Source organism: Rhizobium sp. BK379 (genome assembly GCF_014193955.1).
Taxonomy (GTDB): Bacteria; Pseudomonadota; Alphaproteobacteria; order Rhizobiales; family Rhizobiaceae; genus Rhizobium.
On sequence record NZ_JACIAD010000005.1, the window covers coordinates 410,102 to 429,958 of the forward strand.

The following is a 19,857-nucleotide window of genomic DNA, read 5'->3' on the forward strand; positions in this document are numbered from 1 at the left end:
GAGCGGACGTTTGAATCGCATAGACTGGACAGGAACGCAGCCGCCGAAAGCCACGGAGAAGGGCATATGGGGCTGGATGCTCTTTGATTGGGCAGCCCAGCCGTTCTTCACCGTAGTAACGACTTTCATTTTTGGCCCCTACTTCGTCTCGCGGCTGACGTCCGATCCGGTCGCCGCGCAGACGATGTGGAGCAACATGGCGACGATCTCCTCTATTATCATCGCCATCCTGTCCCCCATCCTGGGCTCCATCGCCGACCAATCCGGTGCGCGCAAACCCTGGATCGCCTTCTTCGCGGTCATCAAGATCGTCAGCCTCTGCTGCCTCTGGTTTGCTGCTCCGGGCTCGCCGATCATCTATCCCGTCATCTTCATGATCCTCGCCTCGATTTCGGCAGAGTTCTCGATCGTCTTCAACGATTCCATGATGCCGCGCCTCGTCAGCAAGGACGACGTTGGCAGGCTTTCCAACACCGCCTGGGGTCTCGGCTATCTTGGCGGCATGATCGTACTGATCGCCGTCGTGGCTCTGCTGGCCGGCAGCCCGGAAAGCGGCAAGACCATTCTGGGTCTCGATCCGCTTTTCGGTCTCGATCCTCATACGGGCGAGGACGCGCGCGTCACCGGCCCGATCTCGGCTGTCTGGTATCTGATCTTCATCCTGCCGATGTTTTTCTTCACGCCGGATGCCCGCAAAGGCCTGCCTTTCGGCTTTGCGGTGCGCTTCGGTCTCAAGGAATTGCGCAATACGCTCGGCGAACTCAGGACGCGTCGCGGTATCCTGACCTTCCTCATCGCCCGCATGATCTATCAGGATGGCGTCAACGGCCTGCTGATCCTCGGTGGCGCCTTTGCGGCGGGCATGTTCGGCTGGGCAACGATCGAGATCGGCATTTACGGGATCATCCTCAATATCGTGGCGATCCTTGGCTGCCTGATCGCCGGACGCGTCGACAGGGGGATAGGCTCCAAGGTGACCGTTATCATCAGCCTGACCATGCTGTTGCTGGCCACGATCGGTATTATTTCCACCGGCCCGGGCTACACTTTCTTCGGGCTGATGCCGCTTTCGACTGCCGACAGCGGCGGGCTTTTCGGCACGATGGCGGAAAAGGCCTATATCCTCTATGGCTTGTTGATCGGCCTTGCCTTTGGCCCGGTGCAGGCGTCATCGCGCTCCTATCTGGCGCGTAGCGTCAGTCTCGAAGAGGCCGGCCGTTATTTCGGCATCTATGCTCTATCCGGCCGCGCCACGAGTTTCATGGCGACGCTCCTGTTTTCAATCGTGACCTATTTGACCGGATCGGCGCATCTCGGCATGTCGACGCTGATCCTGTTCCTCGCCGGAGGTCTGGTGCTGCTGATCCGCACTCCCTATCCGGCGGACCGCGCCTGAGAACTCCCCGGCCGCAAAGCCGGGGATCTGTCCGTTATCTGCTCAGTGGCGGAAGTGACGCATGCCGGTAAAGACCATCGCGACATTATGTTCGTTTGCCGCATCGATGACTTCCTGGTCGCGCATCGAGCCGCCCGGCTGGATCACGGCGGTGGCGCCGGCAGCAATCATCGACAGCAGGCCATCTGCGAAGGGCAGGAACGCCTCCGAGGCGACTGCCGAACCATGCGTCATCGGAACGGCAAGTCCGAGCGTCTTGGCCGCTTCCTCGGCCTTCAGCGCCGCAATGCGTGCTGAATCGACACGGCTCATCTGGCCGGCACCGATACCTGCGGTCTGGCCGTCCTTGGCGTAGACGACAGCATTCGACTTCACGTGCTTGCCGACCTTGAAGGCAAACTTCATGTCCTCAAGCTCCTGAGCCGTCGGCGCACGCCTGGTAACGACCTTCAGTTCCAGATCCTCGACCATGCCGTTGTCGCGGCTCTGGACGAGCAGGCCTCCCGAAACGGTCTTGGCGGTAATGCCGGCCGCACGCGCATCCGGCAGACCGCCAGCTGAGAGCAGACGCAGGTTCGGCTTGCGGGCGACGATTGCCTTGGCTTCCTCGGTGACGTCAGGTGCAATGATGACCTCGGTGAAGAGCTGGATAATCTCTTCGGCCGTCGCGGCATCGAGTGTCTGGTTCAGTGCGATAATGCCGCCGAAGGCCGAGACGGAATCGCAGGCAAGCGCCCGCTTGTAGGCTTCGAGAAGCGTCGAACCGGTCGCGACGCCGCAGGGGTTGGCGTGCTTGATGATGGCGCAGGCCGGCGACTTCTCCGGCAGGAACTCGGCAACGAGCTCATAGGCCGCATCGGTATCATTGATATTGTTATAGGAAAGCTGCTTGCCCTGCAGCAGGACGGCAGTCGAAACGCCCGGGCGCTTTTCGCCCGTCACGTAGAAGGCGGCCTTCTGGTGCGGGTTTTCACCGTAGCGCATCTCTTCCTTCAGCACGCCGCCAATGGTGCGGTGACGCGGCGTATCGATCGAAAGCGCTTCGGCAAACCAGTTGGAAATCGCGGCGTCATAGGCGGCAGTGCGGGCGTAGGCTTTGGCCGCCATGCGCTGACGGAAGGCATAGACCGTCTTGCCGGCATCGGCCGAAAGTTGCTCGGTCAGCTCGGAATAGTCCGCCGGGTCGGTGATGACGGTGACATAGGCATGGTTCTTGGCTGAAGCGCGGATCATAGCCGGGCCGCCGATATCGATATTCTCCACCGTCGTCGGATAATCGCCGCCGGCCGCACGCACATCCTCGAAGGGATAGAGGTTGACGACCAGCAGGTCGATGCCGTCAATCCCATGTGCCTTCATCGCTTCCTGGTGTTCGGCATCGTCACGGATCGCGAGCAGGCCTCCATGCACCTTCGGATGCAGAGTCTTCACCCGGCCATCCATGATTTCCGGAAACTGCGTCACTTCGGAGACATCGGTGACGGCAAGTCCTTCGGCCGCGATCGCCTTGTAGGTGCCACCGGTCGAAAGCAGGCGCACGCCACGCGCCGAAAGCGCGCGGGCAAGTTCGATAATACCGGTCTTGTCGAAGACAGAAAGCAGCGCAGTCTTGATCTCGACCTTGTCGGGGGCGGGGATTTTCTTGGAAATGACGGCCATGAACCTTCTCCGTTCGGGCTTCGCGGGAGACATCCGGGCAAGGGACGTTTTGATGAGGCCGCGTTAGCACAGCTTGGAGCCGGCGCAAACAGCCGCTAGCTCTTGCGTGACAAAAACCAGCGAATTTCGGGTTTTTCCGCCAGATCGAAATCCACCTCTATCTGGTCGGAGCTGCTGATGCCGGCACTGTCGGCGAAGAAAATATCCTCCGAAATCAGCACTTCATTGCCGGGAGAGGAAAACAGCCAGCTTTCGCCATCCGGGGCCGTCAGCAGCACCGATTCCGTATCATTCTGCCGCGGCACGATGGCGGGATGGATGTGGAAGCGGGCAACCGCGCGCAGCGGTCCTTCGCTGTGATACCGGTCGTCGGTCACGAAACGGTCCATACCGGTCACGATGGAGCCGGCCGCGTTCAGCGTCAGCTCTCGCTCATGAATGACACCAAAAGCATCGAGATAGCCGTCATGCCTGGCCTTGATGCCTTCGCGGCCATCCTCGGTTTCCACGCGCTCGGCAGCAACCGTTTCCACCGGCTCCGTCATCATGTGGGCCAGAAAAGCCGAGGGGGAGAACCGGCTGGAGGATGTATCGTTCAGGACCACGGTGGAATGAGCGGCGGTGGTGCGGGCCATCTGGACATAGCGCTGGCCTGCGAATTTAGGAGATCCTGAATTGACGATGAAGCGGTAGCGGCCGGAGGACATTTCGAAGGAGAGACTGCCTGCATGAGCTGTTCTGAAGCAGCCAGGCGCGGGCGGTCCGGTATCGGCAATGATCACCGTCTTGCCGGCTGCAAGTCGCTGATAGCGCGAATGCGGCAATGCCTTGAAGGGCTGACCCGCCGTCTCGTCGTATCGCAGTACGGACATCAACTCATCCGCCAGCGTGGATGTCGCACCGTTGAAGAGTGCCAGATCGCCATCCTGATGGCGGAAAAAGCGCAGGGCAGGGTACATGCGGTCAATACCGGAGATCAGCTTCTGCGGCAGATCATGGCCGAGATTGACGTAAGTCTGCCGGAGAGGCAGCAGATCGAGCAGCAGCTCCAGCCCGATGCGTGGATTGCGGGAGATATGGCCGCCATCGGGGAGAATCTGGCTATCGAATTCGCGGTCGAGCGCCTGGGCTGCCCGCCGCACCGTCGAAGCACGCACAGGCATGGCAACAGACGCCGTTGCAAGCGCGATGCGCAGACGGAAGCGGACTTCGCCAGTCGAATAGGGCGCCATGCGGCGCAGATAGCCGATGTGGAAGGCGAGCGACTTCATGAAGCGGCGATAGAAGCCGCGATCGGCGTTCTGCAGGACGACCGGAGAATGCGCCAGCCAGGCAATGACACGCTGCGAAACGACGTCGGTCTCCCAGGCGATGCCTTCGATCCGGCCTCCATGGATCGAGAGCCAACTATCGACGATGACGCGGGCGACGGCCGAGCCGCGCTCGCTCTTGTTGGCGCGCATGTGCCGTAGCCAACCGAAACTGTGAAGCCTGACTGCGAACGCACGCGAGGGAAGGGTCAGCGTGAAGGGCGATTTCCCGTCGGTTTCCAGCATACGGCCGGCAAGCGGAAACCGGCCGTCCATGATCTCTTCGGCAACGTGGGAATCGATGCCCCTCAGATCCGTCGGAGCGACGATCAGGCGTTCCGGTACCGATATGGTATGGCGCGAGAAGCGCAAACGCAGAAGCGCGGCACGGCGCGTACCGCGCCGCCAAGCTTCCCGAACATATATGCTCGCAAGACGCCGACCGGACTGCATATCAATTGTCTATTGACCCTCGTGGTTAAGAATAGATGAATCAAAACCGATTTCATTAGCTACGATGTATTATTTTGTGATGAAATTAGAATATAATAGCAATCAGATGCGTCTGAGTACCGCAGCGTAGAAGCCATCAAGGCCCGACGCAAAGCCATCTGGCATATCCAGCATGGTAGGGAGCGTGCGAAACTCGCCTGTCGGTGTAATAGCCTGCTCCATGCCGGGCCATTTTGCGGCGTGGATCGGCACTCGTTCCAGGTTCTTAGTATCCGCAAGAACACGAGCCACAACCTCTTCGCCTTCCTGTGGATCGAGCGAGCAATTGGAAAAGACAAGAACGCCACCCGGGTTCAGCAAGGTAACTGCGTGGCGCAGAAGGCGCTCCTGCAGTGTCGCGAGTTTGGCGATATCCCCGGCGCCTTTCGTCCAGAGCACGTCGGGATGCCGGCGGGTCGTGCCTGTCGACGAGCATGGCGCGTCGAGAAGAATTGCGTCAAAACGCTCGGATGGTTCGAATTTCGTAAGATCCACCGCGATGGTTTCGGCTTCAAGACCAAGCCGCTCGAGATTGGAGCGCAAGCGCTTCAACCTGTTTTCGGACTGGTCGATCGCCGTCACGCGGCCACCGGCAAGGATGAGCTGGGCGGTCTTGCCACCTGGTGCGGCACAAAGGTCGGCAACGCGCTTGCCGGTGAGGTCACCGAAGAGCTTGGCAGGAATGCTGGCAGCCGCGTCCTGAACCCACCATTCCCCCTCTTCGAACCCGTCAAGCGAGGGAATGCTGCCTTCAAACGCGGAAAGCCGCACGCCGCCAGTGGGTATCACTGCGCCGTTTAGACGCTTCGCCCAGCCTGGGGCATCGGATTTAACAGTAAGGTCGATGGCTGCCGGCTCAAGCTGGGATTCGGAAATGGCGAGTGCCCGCTCTTTTCCATAGGCTTTTGCCATCCGCTCGATGAACCACATAGGCATTGGCGGTATGTCGGCGATCTCGCCAAGTATGCGCTCCTTCTCGCGGCTAAGACGGCGCAGGATCGCGTTGATGAGCTTCGCGAAACGCCGATTGCGAGGATCCTGGTTGGCCTGCTCGACGGCGAGATCGACGGCGGAATGATCGGGAACGTCGAGATAGAGGATCTGCGCAGCACCGACGGCAAGCACATGATGCAAAGCTCGGGCACCTTCCGGCAGCGGCGTTTCGAGCAGCGAGGCAATGGCGGCATCAATGCGCGGCAGATGCCTGAGCGTAGCGTTGAGGATGGCGCGGGCCAGCGCGCGATCGCTTTCCCCAAGCGCCTTGTAGGCCGGATTTCCATGCTCATGATCCAGCGCACCATCGAGCGGCAGTTTTTTATCTACGACGGCCGCAAGGATCTTCGCGGCAGCCGCACGCGTCTGCAGGCCGGGTTTCACCGGCGCCGGTGCTGAGCCTTCTGCAACAGGTTTATGTTTGCGCGTTGGCTTCTTCTTGCCGTCTGAATTCAAGACCACGGACCCTTCGGCGGTTGCGAGTCATCGCGGCCGAAACCGGTATTGGGAACCGAGCGCGATTTGCGTGTCGGATTAGCAGCGCGAACCGGCGGCGTCGAGACGTCGAAACCTCCCCGTGCCATTTCCTGCAGGGCAGCAATACGATTTTCGGTGTTCGGATGGGTCGAAAACAGATTGTCCATGCGCTCGCCGGAAAGCGGATTGATGATGAACATGTGGGCGGTGGCTGGGTTGCGCTCCGCGTCATAGTTCGGCACATGTGCCGCACCGCGGGCGATCTTGCCGAGCGCCGAGGCCAACCATAACGGATTGCCACAGATTTCAGCACCCCGCCTGTCGGCCGAATATTCGCGGGTACGGCTGATCGCCATCTGCACCAGCATGGCGGCAAGCGGCGCCACGATCATCGCGACGAGCACACCGATGAAACCCAACGGATTGTTGTTGTTTTCACGATTGCCACCAAAGAAGAAGGCGAAATTGCCGAGCATCGAGATCGCGCCGGCAAGCGTGGCCGTGATCGTCATGGTCAGCGTATCGCGGTTCTGGACGTGGGCAAGCTCATGCGCCATCACGCCCGCAACCTCTTCTGGCGAGAGAGCGGCGAGCAGGCCGGTCGAGGCAGCGACGGCAGCATTCTCCGGATTGCGGCCGGTCGCAAAGGCATTCGGCTGAGGGCTGTCATAGAGATAGACCTTAGGCATCGGCAGGCCGGCATTGCGGGCGAGATCACGCACGATCCGGTAAAATTCCGGCGCGTTGCGCTCATCGACCTCCTGCGCCCGATAGGCCGACAGCACCATCCGGTCGGCATTCCAGTAGGAGAAGAAATTCATGCCGGCAGCGATGAGAAAGGCGATCATCATGCCGCCCCGGCCGCCGATCAAAAAGCCGACAAACATGAAAAGCGCCGTCATGAAGGCAAGCAACATGGCAGTACGCATGAGGTTCATCAGAGGTCTCCATCTCCAGATTGCGGCGTAATGCTTTAAATCCCGGCGCCGACGCACTATGATTTGGTTATTCGCCAGCCATTTTCAATATTCTCAGGCGGGAGTGCAGCATGCAGACGGCCGATAACGACAATGTGGAAATTCCGGTGCCTGAAGGTTCGGAGCCGCCGCGCAAGATGCTCTCTCCAGCTGCCAAACGGGCGCTGGCCGAAGCTGAGGAGCGCCGGAAGAACACCAGGGCTGCCGAACTGCCGCCGGAGATCGGCGGACGCGGCGGAGCTGAGCCCTCCCGCTTCGGCGATTATGAAATTAATGGCCGCGCGATTGATTTCTAGGTAAATATTCCCATTGACTTTCCAGCATGATCGGAATTTATTCCTGTTATGCTCAAGCTGTTTTCAATTGTCCTGCTAGTTCTTTCGTCTGTGCCGGCTTTTGCCGCACGCGACGAGATTGAAGGTCCCGTATCGGCGAAGATTATCCGGATCATTGACGGCGATACGCTGTTAGTTGCGGCGACACCTTGGCCGCAACAAACCATGGAGGTCTATGTCCGCATTCGCGGTATAGATGCACCCGAAATCCATTCGAAATGCGCTGAAGTCCGGAAAGCCGCTCTCGAGGCACGAGTAGCACTTGAACAAATGATATCAGGCGCCGCGAATATCCAGCTGAGAGAGATAGCCGGTGACAAATATTTCGGACGAATTCTCGCCAACGTCACCTTCGCGGACGGGCGCAATCCTGCACAGTATCTTCTTTCGGAAGGAAAGGTCCGCGCCTACGACGGCGGCCGCAAGCCACAGGTTGTTTGTGCGGATGAATAGGGCCGCTCCCGATAGCGGAGCGGCCCTTAGTCTCAAGCCGTAGCCTTGTTTTGCCGGTTGGCGATCAGATCGTCAACGACAGCCGGATCTGCGAGCGTCGAAGTATCCCCCAGCGAACCGAAATCGTCTTCGGCAATTTTGCGCAGGATACGGCGCATGATCTTGCCCGAACGCGTCTTCGGAAGGCCGGGCGCGAACTGGATTTTGTCGGGTGCGGCAATCGGGCCGATTTCGGCGCGCACATGTTTGACAAGCTGCTGGCGCAGTTCGTCTGTGCCCTCATTGCCCGCCATCAGCGTGACGTAGCAGTAGATGCCCTGGCCCTTGATCGGATGCGGATAACCTACGACGGCAGCTTCCGAAACAAGATTGTGCGAGACGAGAGCAGATTCGACTTCCGCAGTGCCGAGACGATGACCGGAAACGTTCAGAACGTCATCGACGCGGCCCGTGATCCAGTAATAACCGTCCTCATCGCGGCGGCAGCCATCACCTGTAAAATACTTGCCCTTGTAGGTAGAGAAGTAGGTCTGGATAAAGCGCTCATGGTCGCCATAAACCGTGCGCATCTGGCCCGGCCAGCTGTCGGTGATGCAGAGATTGCCGTCGGCGGCACCTTCCAGCACCTTGCCCTCATTGTCGACGAGCTGCGGCTTGACGCCGAAGAAGGGCCTCGTGGCCGAACCAGGCTTGAGGTCGGTCGCACCCGGCAGCGGCGTGATCATGTGACCGCCGGTTTCCGTCTGCCACCACGTATCGATCACCGGGCAGCGCTTGTCGCCGACGACATTGTAATACCATTCCCAGGCTTCTGGATTGATCGGCTCACCTACCGTGCCGAGCAGGCGCAGGCTCGCGCGCGAAGAGCGAGTCACGAAATCGTCGCCGGCGCCCATGAGCGAGCGAATCGCTGTTGGCGCTGTGTAGAAGATATTGACCTTGTGCTTGTCGATGATTTCCCAAAAACGGCCCTGGTCCGGGAAATTCGGCACGCCTTCGAACATCAGTGTCGTCGCACAGTTCGCGAGCGGCCCGTAGACGATATAGGAATGACCGGTAACCCAGCCGACATCGGCCGTGCACCAGTAAACGTCGCCGGGGTGGTAATCGAAGACATATTCATGCGTCATCGCCGCATAGACGAGGTAACCCCCTGTCGTATGCAGGACACCCTTCGGTTTGCCTGTGGAACCCGAAGTGTAGAGGATAAAAAGTGGATCTTCCGCCTTCATCTTCACCGGCGGGCACTCAGCCTTCACCGTGGCGATTTCCTGATGGTACCAGAGGTCACGCCCCGGCGCCCAGCCTGTCTTGCCGCCGGTACGGCGCACGACGAGCACCTTGTTGACCGCCACATACTGACGGGCGGCGATGTGGATGGCCGTATCCGTATTGTCTTTCAGCGGGACCGGCTTGCCGCCGCGAATGCCCTCGTCGCAGGTGATGACGAAGGTGGATTCGCAGTCGACGATACGGCCGGCCAGCGCTTCCGGCGAGAAGCCGCCGAAGACGACGGAATGCACCGCGCCGATGCGGGCGCAGGCGAGCATCGCATAGGCCGCTTCCGGGATCATCGGCATGTAGATGGTGACGCGGTCACCCTTCTTGACGCCATGCTTCTTCAGCACGTTCGCCATGCGGCAGACATGCTCGTAGAGCTCGTTGTAGGTGATCTTTTTATCGATATAGGGGTTGTCGCCTTCGAAGATGATGGCGGTCTGGTTGCCGTTCGTCTTCAGGTGACGATCGATGCAATTATAGGAAACATTGGTCTGGCCGTCCTCGAACCACTTGATCGACACCTTGCCGGTGAAGGACGTGTTCTTGACCTTGGTATAGGGCTTGAACCAGTCGATGCGCTTGCCGTGCTTGCCCCAGAACTTGTCGGGGTTTTCAATGCTTTCCTCGTACCATTGCTCGTACTTGGCCTGATCGATCAGCGCACGGGTCTTCACCGGTTTGGAAACCGGATAGATCTTCTCCGACATGGGAACTCCTCCTCACAAGGCTATGCAACGGCCTACGCTTCGGCGCATCGACCGGGACTCGAATTGCGCAATTCATATCAGGTAGTCTGATGACGGCAATTAGACAAAGGTCATTTCATTTCTGAAGAATTGCAATTCTGCGACAGTGCGGTTATATACCGCCATATTTCCCGGACATTGTGGTGACAATCCACGGACCGCGACCGGCGCGGACGATAGAAGGACTATATCCATGGCTCAACAGCTGCTCATGCCAAAGGCGACTGCCATCTGGCTCGTCGACAATACAGCCCTGTCTTTCGACCAGATCGCTCAGTTTTGCAAACTGCATCCGCTCGAAGTCAAGGCGATTGCCGATGGCGAAGCCGCGCAGGGCATCAAGGGCCTGGACCCGATCGCCACCGGCCAGCTTTCCCGCGATGAAATTGCCCGCGCCGAAGGCAACCCGAACTACAAGCTGAAGCTTTCCGAGCCGAAGGTCCGCGTGCCGGAATCCAAGCGCCGCGGTCCGCGCTATACACCGGTTTCCAAGCGCCAGGACCGCCCGAACGCCATTCTCTGGCTGGTTCGCAATCATCCGGAACTGAAGGATGCGCAGATTTCGCGTCTCGTCGGCACCACGAAATCGACGATCGAGCAGATCCGCGAGCGCACTCACTGGAATTCGGCAAACCTGGCACCGATGGACCCGGTTACGCTCGGCCTCTGCAGCCAGATCGATCTCGACATGGAAGTGGAAAAGGCTTCCAAGGGCCGTCCGCTGCCGACCGCGGCAGAACTCGGTGCAACGCTGCAGTCTGCTCAGGAAACCGAGCGCCTGACGCCGAGCTACGAGCGCGAGGAAGAAAAGGAAATCGACGCCGATGCCGTATTCCGCAAGCTGAGCTCGCTGCGCTCGACGCCGAAGGACGAGGATGAAGACGATCAGTTCTGAGATCGGCATCTCCTGAAATGAATAAACCCCGCCGATGGCGGGGTTTTTTGTTACCGTTCTTCTGCCAGGCGTTAACTGCGGAAGAGCGAGAGAATGTTCTGTGCCGAAGAATTCGCAATCGACAGAGACTGGATTGCAAGCTGCTGCTGCGTTTGCAGCGCCGAGAGCTTGGAGGACTCTTCTTCCATGTCGGCGTCGACGAGACGGCCGACACCCGAGTCGATCGAGTCGGTCAGGGCGCTGACGAAGGTTTCCTGCAACTGAATTCGGGTCGAAATCGAGCCAAGCTGCGAACCTGCATTGGTCATGGCTTGGAGCACGAGCTCGACGCCGGAAAGCGCCCCGTCGAGCTGGCCTTGCGTGAAGTTGGTGATATCGAGCGCGTAAATCGATGGCATGACGATAACGGTGTTGCCATAGGTCCCGTTGAATGCAGTGCCGATGATACCGCTCGTCGTCTGGATCGTGCCGTTGCTGTTCATGCCGAACAGGACATTACCCAGCGTACCCGCATCGAGAATGTAGTCCGTCATCTTGACCGAAACGGCATTGGAACCGTCACGGACGAAGGAGGAGACGACGCTCTTCGTGCCCGAAGCGCCGGCAACCCAGTTTTCACCGGAGAAGGAGGCCGACTGCGCGATGCTCACCAGCTGCTCCTGCAGCTGGTCGAGTTCTTCCTGAATCTTGGTTTTGTCTACGCCCTTTTCCGTGGCGGCGACGATCTTCGCCTTGATTTCCGTGACGACGTCGATGGCGTTGTCCATGGCCGTATAGGCGGTGTCGACCTTTGCTGCACCGAGGCCGAGGGCGTCGGAAACCGCGCCGAGAGCCTTGTTGTCCGAACGCATTGTCGTCGCGATCGACCAGTAGGCAGCATTGTCGGCAGCTTTGTCGATACGATAGCCCGAGGAGACGCGGCCCTGGGTATCCTTCAGGCTGTCATTTACGCCGCGCAGGGTCTGCAGCGCTGCCATGGCAGCGTTGTTGGTGAGGATGCTTGTCATGTTCCGTTTTCCGCAATCAAAGTGAAAGGGGTCATCCGGACGAGTCCGGTAACGGCGACGCTTCATGCAAAACCCGAGAGCCAGGTCATTGCCGTTAACGAATGGTTGCGCCCAACATAGTTAATAATTCCTCAATTAGCGTTGCGGAAAATTTAATTTAAGCTCTTGTTAGGGCTTTTAAGTGCTCCCGACCGGGTTTTGAAAGAGGCTCGAAAGCGACAAATATTATCTAACAATTTAAATAGGTTAGAGAATTATAGCGAGTCTCCACAGTCAAACGTTAACGGGAAAAATCGCCCGTTTAAAACTTTTTTCGGATTAATAAATATTATCGCTTTCCAAACAACGGCCACAAGATCCCCGTCCGAATCATGAGTAATCCTCTGATTCGAAGAAGCAGTTTCCGCTATTTGTTAACGCGCGCCGAAAATTGCCGAGCCGACCCGTACGCTGGTCGCACCGAAGGCAATGGCAATCTCGTAGTCACCAGACATGCCCATGGAGAGTTTCTTGACACCGCACTTTTCTGCGAGCTTGGCGAGCAGGGCGAAATGCGGGCCGGGATTTTCATCCGCCGGCGGGATGCACATCAGTCCTTCAATGCCAAGGCCGAGTTCACCGCGGCAGAAGTCGACGAAAGCTGGCGTATCATCAGGTGCAATGCCGGCCTTCTGCGGTTCCAGGCCTGTATTGACCTGAACATAGAGACGCAGTGCCTTGCCCTGCCGCTTCATCTCCTCGGCAATGGCGCGTGCGATCTTCTCGCGGTCCACGGTTTCGATCACGTCGAAGAGCGCAACTGCTTCTGCAGCCTTGTTGGACTGCAGCGGACCGATGAGATGCAGCTCAATGCCTGGCGTTTCCGCCTTCAACCCCGGCCATTTTCCCTGGCTTTCCTGAACGCGGTTTTCTCCAAAGATGCGCTGGCCGGCTTCGATTGCCAGCCGAATGGTATCGGCCTCAAAGGTCTTCGAGACGGCCACCAACTGCACCGCGCGTTCCGGACGGCCTGCATCCCGCCCAGCCGCATCGATCCTGGACCGTACTTCGTTCAACCGCTCTTGAAGTTCCATCGCTCTGCCCCAACATCCGGCTTGTCCACCGGCAATCCACTACTGGGCTGCCGTGGCATTGCCAAGGCTGATATCTCTGAAATCGCCCCAATACCAAGATCGAACGCATGAAGCGCCCGCAAAACTTGACGCTTGGTTGGTTTCATGGTGAAGGTCTCGGCCAACCTCCCCTGATTTTCCGGAAATTCTGATACTATGGCTACCGAACGTTACAATCCGCGCGATGCTGAGCCCCGCTGGCAGCAGAAATGGAACGAGGAGAAGGTCTTCGAGACTGACAACTCCGATCCGCGCGAGAAATATTACGTCCTAGAGATGTTCCCCTATCCGTCGGGCCGCATCCATATGGGCCATGTCCGCAACTATGCCATGGGCGACGTCGTGGCGCGCTATAAGCGCGCCCGCGGCTATAATGTCCTTCATCCGATGGGCTGGGATGCCTTCGGCATGCCGGCCGAAAATGCCGCGATGGAACGTGGCGTGCATCCTGCGTCCTGGACCTATCAGAACATCGGCTCAATGAAGGCACAGCTGAAGGCGATGGGCCTTTCTCTGGATTGGTCGCGCGAATTCGCGACATGCGACGTCGAATACTACCAGCAACAGCAGCATCTTTTCCTGGACTTCCTGGAAAAGGGTCTCGTCTACCGCAAGCAGTCCAAGGTGAACTGGGATCCGGTTGACAATACGGTTCTCGCCAACGAACAGGTCATCGACGGTCGTGGCTGGCGTTCCGGCGCGCTGGTGGAACAGCGCGAGCTGACGCAATGGTTCTTCAAGATCACCGATTTCAGCCAGGACCTGCTGGACGCGCTCGATACGCTCGACCAGTGGCCGGAAAAAGTACGGCTGATGCAGAAGAACTGGATCGGCCGCTCTGAAGGTCTCACGATCCGCTGGGAGATCGTCCCGGAAACCGCACCTGCCGGCGAAACCGAGGTTGTGGTCTACACGACGCGCCCGGATACCCTGTTTGGCGCCTCCTTCCTGGCAATCGCCGCCGATCATCCGCTCGCCAAGGAAGTGGCAGGAAGAAATGCGGACATCGAGGCCTTCTGCGAGGAATGCCGCCGAGCCGGCACCTCTCTTGCTGCCCTCGAGACGGCGGAGAAGAAGGGCATGGATACCGGCATCCGCGTGAGGCATCCGCTGGATCCTTCCTGGGAATTGCCGGTCTATGTCGCCAACTTCGTTCTGATGGATTACGGCACAGGCGCCATCTTCGGCTGCCCCTCCGGCGACCAGCGAGACCTGGATTTTGCGCGCAAGTATGGCCTTTCGGTTGTACCCGTCGTGATGCCGAAGGACGGCGATGCGGCGAGCTTCACCGTCGGTGATGTCGCCTATGACGGCGAGGGCGTGATGATCAACTCACGCTTCCTCGATGGCAAGACGACGGACGAAGCCTTCCAGGTTGTTGCCGACAAGCTGTCTTCAACGCTGTTCGGCAATGCGCCGCAGGGCGAACGCAAGGTCAATTTCCGCCTGCGCGACTGGGGCATTTCCCGTCAGCGTTACTGGGGCTGCCCGATTCCGGTCATTCATTGCGATGATTGCGGCGTCGTGCCGGTTCCAAAGAAGGACCTGCCGGTAGAGCTGCCGCAGGATGTGACTTTCGATCAGCCCGGCAATCCGCTGGACCGTCACCCGACCTGGCGTCACGTCGCCTGCCCGCAATGCGGCAAGGATGCGCGCCGCGAGACGGATACGATGGACACCTTCGTCGATTCGAGCTGGTATTTCACCCGCTTCACGGCACCCTGGGAGAAGCAGCCGACAGATCCGACTGCGGCAAACCGCTGGCTACCTGTCGACCAGTATATCGGCGGTATCGAGCACGCGATCCTGCATCTGCTCTATTCGCGTTTCTTTACCAGGGCGATGCGCGAGACAGGCCATGTGGATGTCAAGGAGCCCTTCAAGGGCCTGTTCACCCAGGGCATGGTGGTTCATGAAACCTACAGCCGCGGCGCCGGCATGCATCGCGAATGGATTTCGCCCGCCGACATCCGCATCGAGGAAATAGACGGCAAGCGCAGCGCCTATCTGCTTGATGGAGGCGAGGAAATCGCGATCGGCTCGATCGAAAAAATGTCGAAATCGAAGAAGAACGTTGTGGACCCGGATGATATCATCGCCTCGTACGGCGCCGATACCGCGCGTTTCTTCGTCCTGTCGGACTCTCCGCCCGATCGAGACGTCATCTGGTCGGAAGCCGGTGTTGAAGGTGCTCATCGCTTCACGCAGCGCCTCTGGCGCCTGATTTCGGAAGCCGCTGAAGCACTCTCCGTTGTCGATTCCAAGCCGGCAAAGGAAGGCGAAGCACTGGCGATCTCGCAGCTCGCCCACAAGACGCTGAAGGCCGTCCAGAACGACTATGACAGGCTCTGGTTCAACAAGGCGGTTGCCCGCATCTACGAACTCGTCAACGCGCTGGCAGGCCCGCTGACGAAGGTGGCAGCCGGCGAGGGCGATGCAGCCTATCGGGCTGCCATCCGAAACGCGGCCGAGATCCTGATCCAGCTCGTCGCGCCCATGACGCCGCATCTGGCCGAGGAATGCTGGATGACCCTTGGCAACAAGGAACTCATCGCCCATGCGGCCTGGCCGGACTATGACGCATCTCTGGTCGTTGAAAACGACGTGATCCTTCCCGTGCAGATTAACGGTAAGAAGCGCGCCGAATTGACAATTTCTCGCGACGCAGATCAGAATGCCGTCACCGAAGCCGTGCTGGAATTGGACGCGGTGAAGAATGTCTTGAACGGTCAGGCACCGAAAAAAATCATCGTGGTTCCACAGAGGATTGTAAACATTGTCGTCTGATTTCGCCCGCAAGCTTGCGCGTCGCGCCGGCATCGTCACGATCCTTGTCTCCACGGCGTTTCTTTCCGCCTGCCAGGTTCGGCCGCTCTATTCCGAAAGTACCGGCGTTACCGAGAAGCTCGGCTCCGTCGGCTTTTCCGAAGCGGGCACGCGTGTCGGACAGGTAGTTCGTAATCGTCTGATCTTCCTGGCTTCCCGGGGTGCCGGTGAAGTCGAGAAGCCGGAATACATGGTTGAATTGCAGGTGTCGTCCTACGTTGCAGATACCTTGCTCGTTCAGTCATCGGATACGTCTCGCGCCGGCCGCGCGACTGTTTCGGTCAGTTACACTTTGCGCACCACCAAAGACAATCAGGTCATCAAGGCGGGCAGACGCGAAGCGACCGCCTTGATGGACTTCCCGAGTCAGGAATTCGCCAAGCAGCGCGCGATCCTCGATGCCGAAAATCGCGCCGCCAACCAGGCCGCTGAATTCGTGGGAGCAGACCTCGCCGCCGCGCTCAGCCGCTAAGGGAGTCATGGCGTGGCGGAAATCAAATCCCATGAATTCGACGGATTCCTGCAGAAATCTGCACGCCTGTACCGCATCTATCTGATCTATGGCCCCGACCGCGGACTTGTTTCCGAGCGCTCCGGTATGATCGCCGGAAAGACTGGCATAGATCAGAATGATCCGTTCTCCGTCACCAAGCTCGACGTCGGCGATCTGCAGAAAGAGCCCAGTCGCCTGCTCGATGAAGCCCAGTCTATCGGTCTTTTCGGCGGCGAAAAGCTGATATGGGTGAGGGGAGCCGCAAACGAGAAATATCTCGTCGATGCTGTCGCATTTCTGTCCGGAGCTTCCCTTGACGCAGCCAGCATCATCGTCGAAGCGGGTGACCTGAAGAAGGGATCGGCGTTACGCAAGACAGTCGAAGCCGCTCGCACAGCTGTGGCAATCCCTTGTTATGCCGACGACGGCCGCGCTCTAAACGCCTTGATCGACAATGAACTTTCTGCCGAGGGGCTGGGCATAACGCCTGCTGCGAGGCAAGCTCTCGTGGCGCTGATCGGCGGCGACAGAATTGCTTCCAGAAACGAAATTCGGAAGCTGGCGCTTTATTGCAGGGGCATGGAAACGGTTGACGATCATCACGTTACCGAAATAATCGGGGACGCCAGCGCCATTTCGGTCGACGACGCAGTTGACGCGATATTAAGCGGTAACAGCACCAATTTCCTACATGCGATGCAGAAGATTACCAGTTCCAAGACCTCGGTCTTCCTGGTTCTCCAGGCTTGCCTGCGGCAGTTTCAGCTTCTCGACACAATGCGGGCCGAAATGGATGAAAAGAGAGTGCCGCCCGCACAGATCATGCAGACGCAGGGCAGGCATCTTCATTTCCGACGTAAGCCGATCATCGAACAGGCACTAAAAAGCTGGAGCGCAGACGCCATCACCCGTGAAACGAAGCGCCTGCAGGCTGCCATCCTGCAAACGAGGCAGCGTCAAATATTGGAAGACAGCATCGCTATGCAGACATTGCTCTCCACGACACTGCAGTCGGCACGGCGACCACAAGCCTGATCAGCGGCGTTCCAAAAGCCGGCAGACTTCCTCGAGCTGCTCCAGAGACTTATAGGAAATTCGTATCTGACCACCACCGGCCTTGTGGTTGATGGATACGTCGAGACCAAGCGTATCCGACAGCGTGCGCTCCAGAGCCAGCGTATCGGAATCCTTCTGGTTCTTTTGAACAGCAACCTGCGGCTCTGACTGAGCCTTGATGTCGTTCTGCGCAAGCTTTTCCGCATCGCGGACTGACATGCCCTTGGAAACGATTGTACGTGCAAGTGCGGCGGGATCTGATGTCGACACCAGCGCACGCGCATGTCCCGCAGAAAGGCTGCCGGCAGCCAGCATGTCACGAACAGGATCAGGCAGTTTCAAGAGGCGCAACGAATTGGCGACATGGCTGCGGCTCTTGCCGATGATCTCACCGAGATCGTTTTGGGTATATCCGTACTCGGCAATGAGCTGCTCATAGCCTAGCGCCTCTTCGAGAGCATTGAGATCGGATCGCTGAACGTTCTCAACGATCGCAATTTCCAGCGCCGTTTTATCATCCACATCCCGGATGATAACGGGGATTTCAATCAAGCCTGCCAATTGGGCAGCACGCCAGCGTCTTTCGCCGGCTATAATTTCATAACGATCCCGCGCGAGCGTCCTGACGACGATTGGCTGCACAATACCATGCTGACGGATCGAGCTCGCAAGATCGTGAAGTTCAGCGTCATCGAAAAAACGGCGAGGATTGCGAGGATTGCGCGTGACGAACTCGATCGGAATCATCCGGTCTGCGCTGACCGAAGGTCTTTCCGTTTCCGCCGGAACAGGCTGATCCATTTCACCTATAAGGGCTGCGAGACCGCGGCCGAGCCGTCTTTTCGATGTATCATCATTCATGTTCAAAACTCGCTTACTCTGTCATGCACGCGTTCAGGCTGCCAGCCTCTGCCGCTCCCGCTGAATAACTTCAGATGCGAGCTGCAGATAGGCCTGGCTGCCGGCACACTTGAGATCGTAGAGAATCGCAGGCTTGCCGTAAGAGGGCGCTTCCGAAACGCGAACGTTCCGCGGGATAAGCGTGTGATAGACCTTCTCACCGAGATGGGTCCGCACGTCGTTTACGACTTGCTGCGCCAGATTGTTACGAGCATCGAACATCGTCAGCACGATGCCTTGAATGTCGAGTTGCGGATTGACCGTCCCGCGGACCTGGTTGACGGTCTCCAGAAGCTGGCTCAGACCTTCAAGTGCAAAGAATTCACACTGTAGAGGCACCAGCACCGAATGAGCAGCCGCCATGGCATTCATCGTCAGCAGGTTGAAGGAAGGCGGGCAGTCGAGAAGGATATAAGAAAAGGACTTCGCCTCGGTTGAAGACAATGCCTTCTTGAGTTTGAAGACACGGTCGCTCTGCTGGGAGATTTCCATCTCGACGCCGAGAAGATCCATGGTCGAGGGGACAATAAAGAGATTGGGAACCGCTGTTTCCAAGGCGGTTTCGACGACGCCAGCCTCGCCGACCATCAGATCATAGGAAGAAAGCTTCCGATTGCGGCGATCAATACCCAAACCAGTGCTTGCATTACCCTGTGGGTCCAGATCGATAATCAGTACTCGTTCGCCGATAGCGGCAAGAGCCGTTGCCAAATTGATTGCCGTGGTAGTCTTGCCGACACCACCTTTTTGATTTGCGATGGTGATAATCCGATTACGTTCGCCAGCCATTGCCGCAATATCCGCGTTGTTAAACCAGGCGCCGGAGATTTGATACTTCGAGAATAACAGAATCTTGCTCGACAGCGCTATTGTGTTCTAGCAGATCAAAAGCCCAGCGACCACGTGCTTTCTGGATCTCTCTCTGGTAATCCCGGCCTTTGTGAAAATATGCGTGATTATTTTCCGTTCCAACCATCCAGGGCGCCGCATATTCAATCAGCTTATCGAGATCGGCCAATGCACGGGCGGAAATAGCGTCGCAGGCAGCTATTGCTGCTGGCGCATCCTCTATCCTGGTCGCATGTACCTCACCGCGAGCGCCGGTTTCTCGCAACGCTGTTCGCAGGAATGCTGCCTTCTTATTGTTACTCTCGACCAAATGAACCCAGCCTTGCTGGTGTTCCGAAAGAAAGATCGCAGTAATCACACCAGGAAAACCGCCGCCGCTTCCGAGATCGATCCAGGTTTGAGGCTGAGGAGAGATCTGAAATATCTGTGCGCTATCCGCAATATGCCGGCTCCACATATCGCTCATTGTGGAAGGCGCTACAAGATTGATCGCCTTTGCCCATTTCGTAAAGAGATCCGCAAAATGCTGCAGACGTTCTTGTGTTTCACGTGAAACACGTAATCCGTTTAATTCCATTCCCGAAGACTCTCAAACCTTGC

General features: G+C 58.2%; 17 protein-coding genes. 7 read left to right on the forward strand and 10 right to left on the reverse strand.

Going from position 1 to position 19,857, the window contains the following annotated elements; genetic code table 11:
* Positions 1 to 10: 10 nt before the first annotated feature.
* Positions 11 to 1,396: an MFS transporter gene (locus FHT93_RS23635; protein ID WP_113013445.1), complete on the forward strand. Its 1,386-nt coding sequence runs from the start codon at positions 11 to 13 to the stop codon at positions 1,394 to 1,396.
* A gap of 42 nt (positions 1,397 to 1,438) precedes the next feature.
* Here FHT93_RS23635 and purH read toward each other — a convergent pair whose 3' ends face one another.
* The 4 genes from purH to htpX form a co-directional block, all read right to left on the reverse strand.
* Positions 1,439 to 3,055 (reverse strand): bifunctional phosphoribosylaminoimidazolecarboxamide formyltransferase/IMP cyclohydrolase, encoded by a 1,617-nt coding sequence (gene purH / locus FHT93_RS23640; protein ID WP_112544946.1) that lies wholly within the window; start codon positions 3,053 to 3,055, stop codon positions 1,439 to 1,441.
* Between the two features lie 95 nt (positions 3,056 to 3,150).
* On the reverse strand, positions 3,151 to 4,818 hold the full coding sequence (locus FHT93_RS23645; protein WP_112544947.1) for a heparinase II/III family protein: 1,668 nt from the start codon (positions 4,816 to 4,818) through the stop codon (positions 3,151 to 3,153).
* Between the two features lie 102 nt (positions 4,819 to 4,920).
* The gene (locus tag FHT93_RS23650) at positions 4,921 to 6,312 is read right to left on the reverse strand and encodes an RsmB/NOP family class I SAM-dependent RNA methyltransferase (RefSeq protein WP_113013446.1); all 1,392 of its coding nucleotides are present in this window, start codon (positions 6,310 to 6,312) and stop codon (positions 4,921 to 4,923) included.
* Positions 6,303 to 7,265 (reverse strand): zinc metalloprotease HtpX, encoded by a 963-nt coding sequence (gene htpX, locus FHT93_RS23655; RefSeq protein WP_113013447.1) that lies wholly within the window; start codon positions 7,263 to 7,265, stop codon positions 6,303 to 6,305. The genes FHT93_RS23650 and htpX overlap by 10 nt, the downstream gene beginning before the upstream one ends.
* A 110-nt stretch (positions 7,266 to 7,375) precedes the next feature.
* On the opposite strand from htpX, the gene FHT93_RS23660 reads away from it, so the two are divergent.
* Together FHT93_RS23660 and FHT93_RS23665 are read left to right on the forward strand one after the other, a co-directional pair.
* Positions 7,376 to 7,600, forward strand: coding sequence for a DUF1674 domain-containing protein (locus FHT93_RS23660; protein WP_113013448.1), 225 nt, complete (start codon positions 7,376 to 7,378; stop codon positions 7,598 to 7,600).
* 48 nt (positions 7,601 to 7,648) lie between these two features.
* Entirely contained in the window at positions 7,649 to 8,092 is a 444-nt protein-coding gene (locus FHT93_RS23665; RefSeq protein WP_113013449.1) for a thermonuclease family protein, read from the forward strand.
* A gap of 32 nt (positions 8,093 to 8,124) precedes the next feature.
* On the opposite strand, the gene acs is transcribed toward FHT93_RS23665, so the two are convergent.
* Positions 8,125 to 10,080: an acetate--CoA ligase gene (acs, locus tag FHT93_RS23670; RefSeq protein ID WP_113013450.1), complete on the reverse strand. Its 1,956-nt coding sequence runs from the start codon at positions 10,078 to 10,080 to the stop codon at positions 8,125 to 8,127.
* A 232-nt stretch (positions 10,081 to 10,312) separates the two neighbouring features.
* On the opposite strand from acs, the gene FHT93_RS23675 reads away from it, so the two are divergent.
* Positions 10,313 to 11,014, forward strand: a complete 702-nt coding sequence (locus tag FHT93_RS23675) for a DUF1013 domain-containing protein (protein WP_112544952.1) — start codon at positions 10,313 to 10,315, stop codon at positions 11,012 to 11,014.
* Positions 11,015 to 11,085: 71 nt separating this feature from the next.
* Here the strand turns inward: FHT93_RS23675 and FHT93_RS23680 are convergent, their stop codons facing one another.
* Both FHT93_RS23680 and FHT93_RS23685 read right to left on the reverse strand, forming a co-directional pair.
* Positions 11,086 to 12,021: a flagellin gene (locus tag FHT93_RS23680; protein WP_112544953.1), complete on the reverse strand. Its 936-nt coding sequence runs from the start codon at positions 12,019 to 12,021 to the stop codon at positions 11,086 to 11,088.
* 413 nt (positions 12,022 to 12,434) lie between these two features.
* A complete protein-coding gene (locus FHT93_RS23685; RefSeq protein ID WP_113013451.1) occupies positions 12,435 to 13,094 on the reverse strand; it encodes a YggS family pyridoxal phosphate-dependent enzyme in 660 nt (219 codons plus the stop codon).
* 195 nt (positions 13,095 to 13,289) lie between these two features.
* Between FHT93_RS23685 and leuS the strand changes: the two genes are divergently transcribed.
* The 3 genes from leuS to holA are packed head-to-tail and all read left to right on the forward strand — an operon-like array spanning position 13,290 to position 17,487.
* Positions 13,290 to 15,920, forward strand: a complete 2,631-nt coding sequence (leuS, locus tag FHT93_RS23690; protein WP_113013452.1) for a leucine--tRNA ligase — start codon at positions 13,290 to 13,292, stop codon at positions 15,918 to 15,920.
* Entirely contained in the window at positions 15,910 to 16,431 is a 522-nt protein-coding gene (lptE, locus tag FHT93_RS23695) for an LPS assembly lipoprotein LptE (protein ID WP_113013453.1), read from the forward strand. Before leuS ends, lptE begins: the two co-directional genes overlap by 11 nt.
* A 12-nt stretch (positions 16,432 to 16,443) precedes the next feature.
* A complete protein-coding gene (holA, locus tag FHT93_RS23700; protein ID WP_113013454.1) occupies positions 16,444 to 17,487 on the forward strand; it encodes a DNA polymerase III subunit delta in 1,044 nt (347 codons plus the stop codon).
* On the opposite strand, the gene FHT93_RS23705 is transcribed toward holA, so the two are convergent.
* From FHT93_RS23705 to rsmG, 3 genes are read right to left on the reverse strand one after another with little or no spacing between them, the layout of a single operon-like run.
* On the reverse strand, positions 17,488 to 18,369 hold the full coding sequence (locus tag FHT93_RS23705) for a ParB/RepB/Spo0J family partition protein (protein WP_113013455.1): 882 nt from the start codon (positions 18,367 to 18,369) through the stop codon (positions 17,488 to 17,490).
* A 33-nt stretch (positions 18,370 to 18,402) separates the two neighbouring features.
* A complete protein-coding gene (locus FHT93_RS23710) occupies positions 18,403 to 19,197 on the reverse strand; it encodes a ParA family protein (protein WP_112544958.1) in 795 nt (264 codons plus the stop codon).
* 19 nt (positions 19,198 to 19,216) lie between these two features.
* Complete coding sequence (rsmG, locus tag FHT93_RS23715) at positions 19,217 to 19,834, reverse strand: 16S rRNA (guanine(527)-N(7))-methyltransferase RsmG (protein WP_112970678.1); 618 nt, start codon at positions 19,832 to 19,834, stop codon at positions 19,217 to 19,219.
* Between the last annotated feature and the right edge of the window lie 23 nt (positions 19,835 to 19,857).

Excerpts from the sequence above, each read along its gene's own strand:
- purH (WP_112544946.1), bottom strand. The coding sequence starts at position 3,055 with ATGGCCGTCATTTCCAAGAAAATCCCCGCCCCCGACAAGGTCGAGATC.
- FHT93_RS23675 (WP_112544952.1), top strand. The coding sequence starts at position 10,313 with ATGGCTCAACAGCTGCTCATGCCAAAGGCGACTGCCATCTGGCTCGTC.
- FHT93_RS23660 (WP_113013448.1), top strand. The coding sequence starts at position 7,376 with ATGCAGACGGCCGATAACGACAATGTGGAAATTCCGGTGCCTGAAGGT.
- FHT93_RS23645 (WP_112544947.1), bottom strand. The coding sequence starts at position 4,818 with ATGCAGTCCGGTCGGCGTCTTGCGAGCATATATGTTCGGGAAGCTTGG.
- FHT93_RS23705 (WP_113013455.1), bottom strand. The coding sequence starts at position 18,369 with ATGAATGATGATACATCGAAAAGACGGCTCGGCCGCGGTCTCGCAGCC.
- rsmG (WP_112970678.1), bottom strand. The coding sequence starts at position 19,834 with ATGGAATTAAACGGATTACGTGTTTCACGTGAAACACAAGAACGTCTG.
- FHT93_RS23680 (WP_112544953.1), bottom strand. The coding sequence starts at position 12,021 with ATGACAAGCATCCTCACCAACAACGCTGCCATGGCAGCGCTGCAGACC.
- FHT93_RS23685 (WP_113013451.1), bottom strand. The coding sequence starts at position 13,094 with ATGGAACTTCAAGAGCGGTTGAACGAAGTACGGTCCAGGATCGATGCG.
- htpX (WP_113013447.1), bottom strand. The coding sequence starts at position 7,265 with ATGAACCTCATGCGTACTGCCATGTTGCTTGCCTTCATGACGGCGCTT.
- leuS (WP_113013452.1), top strand. The coding sequence starts at position 13,290 with ATGGCTACCGAACGTTACAATCCGCGCGATGCTGAGCCCCGCTGGCAG.
- acs (WP_113013450.1), bottom strand. The coding sequence starts at position 10,080 with ATGTCGGAGAAGATCTATCCGGTTTCCAAACCGGTGAAGACCCGTGCG.
- FHT93_RS23710 (WP_112544958.1), bottom strand. The coding sequence starts at position 19,197 with ATGGCTGGCGAACGTAATCGGATTATCACCATCGCAAATCAAAAAGGT.
- FHT93_RS23665 (WP_113013449.1), top strand. The coding sequence starts at position 7,649 with ATGCTCAAGCTGTTTTCAATTGTCCTGCTAGTTCTTTCGTCTGTGCCG.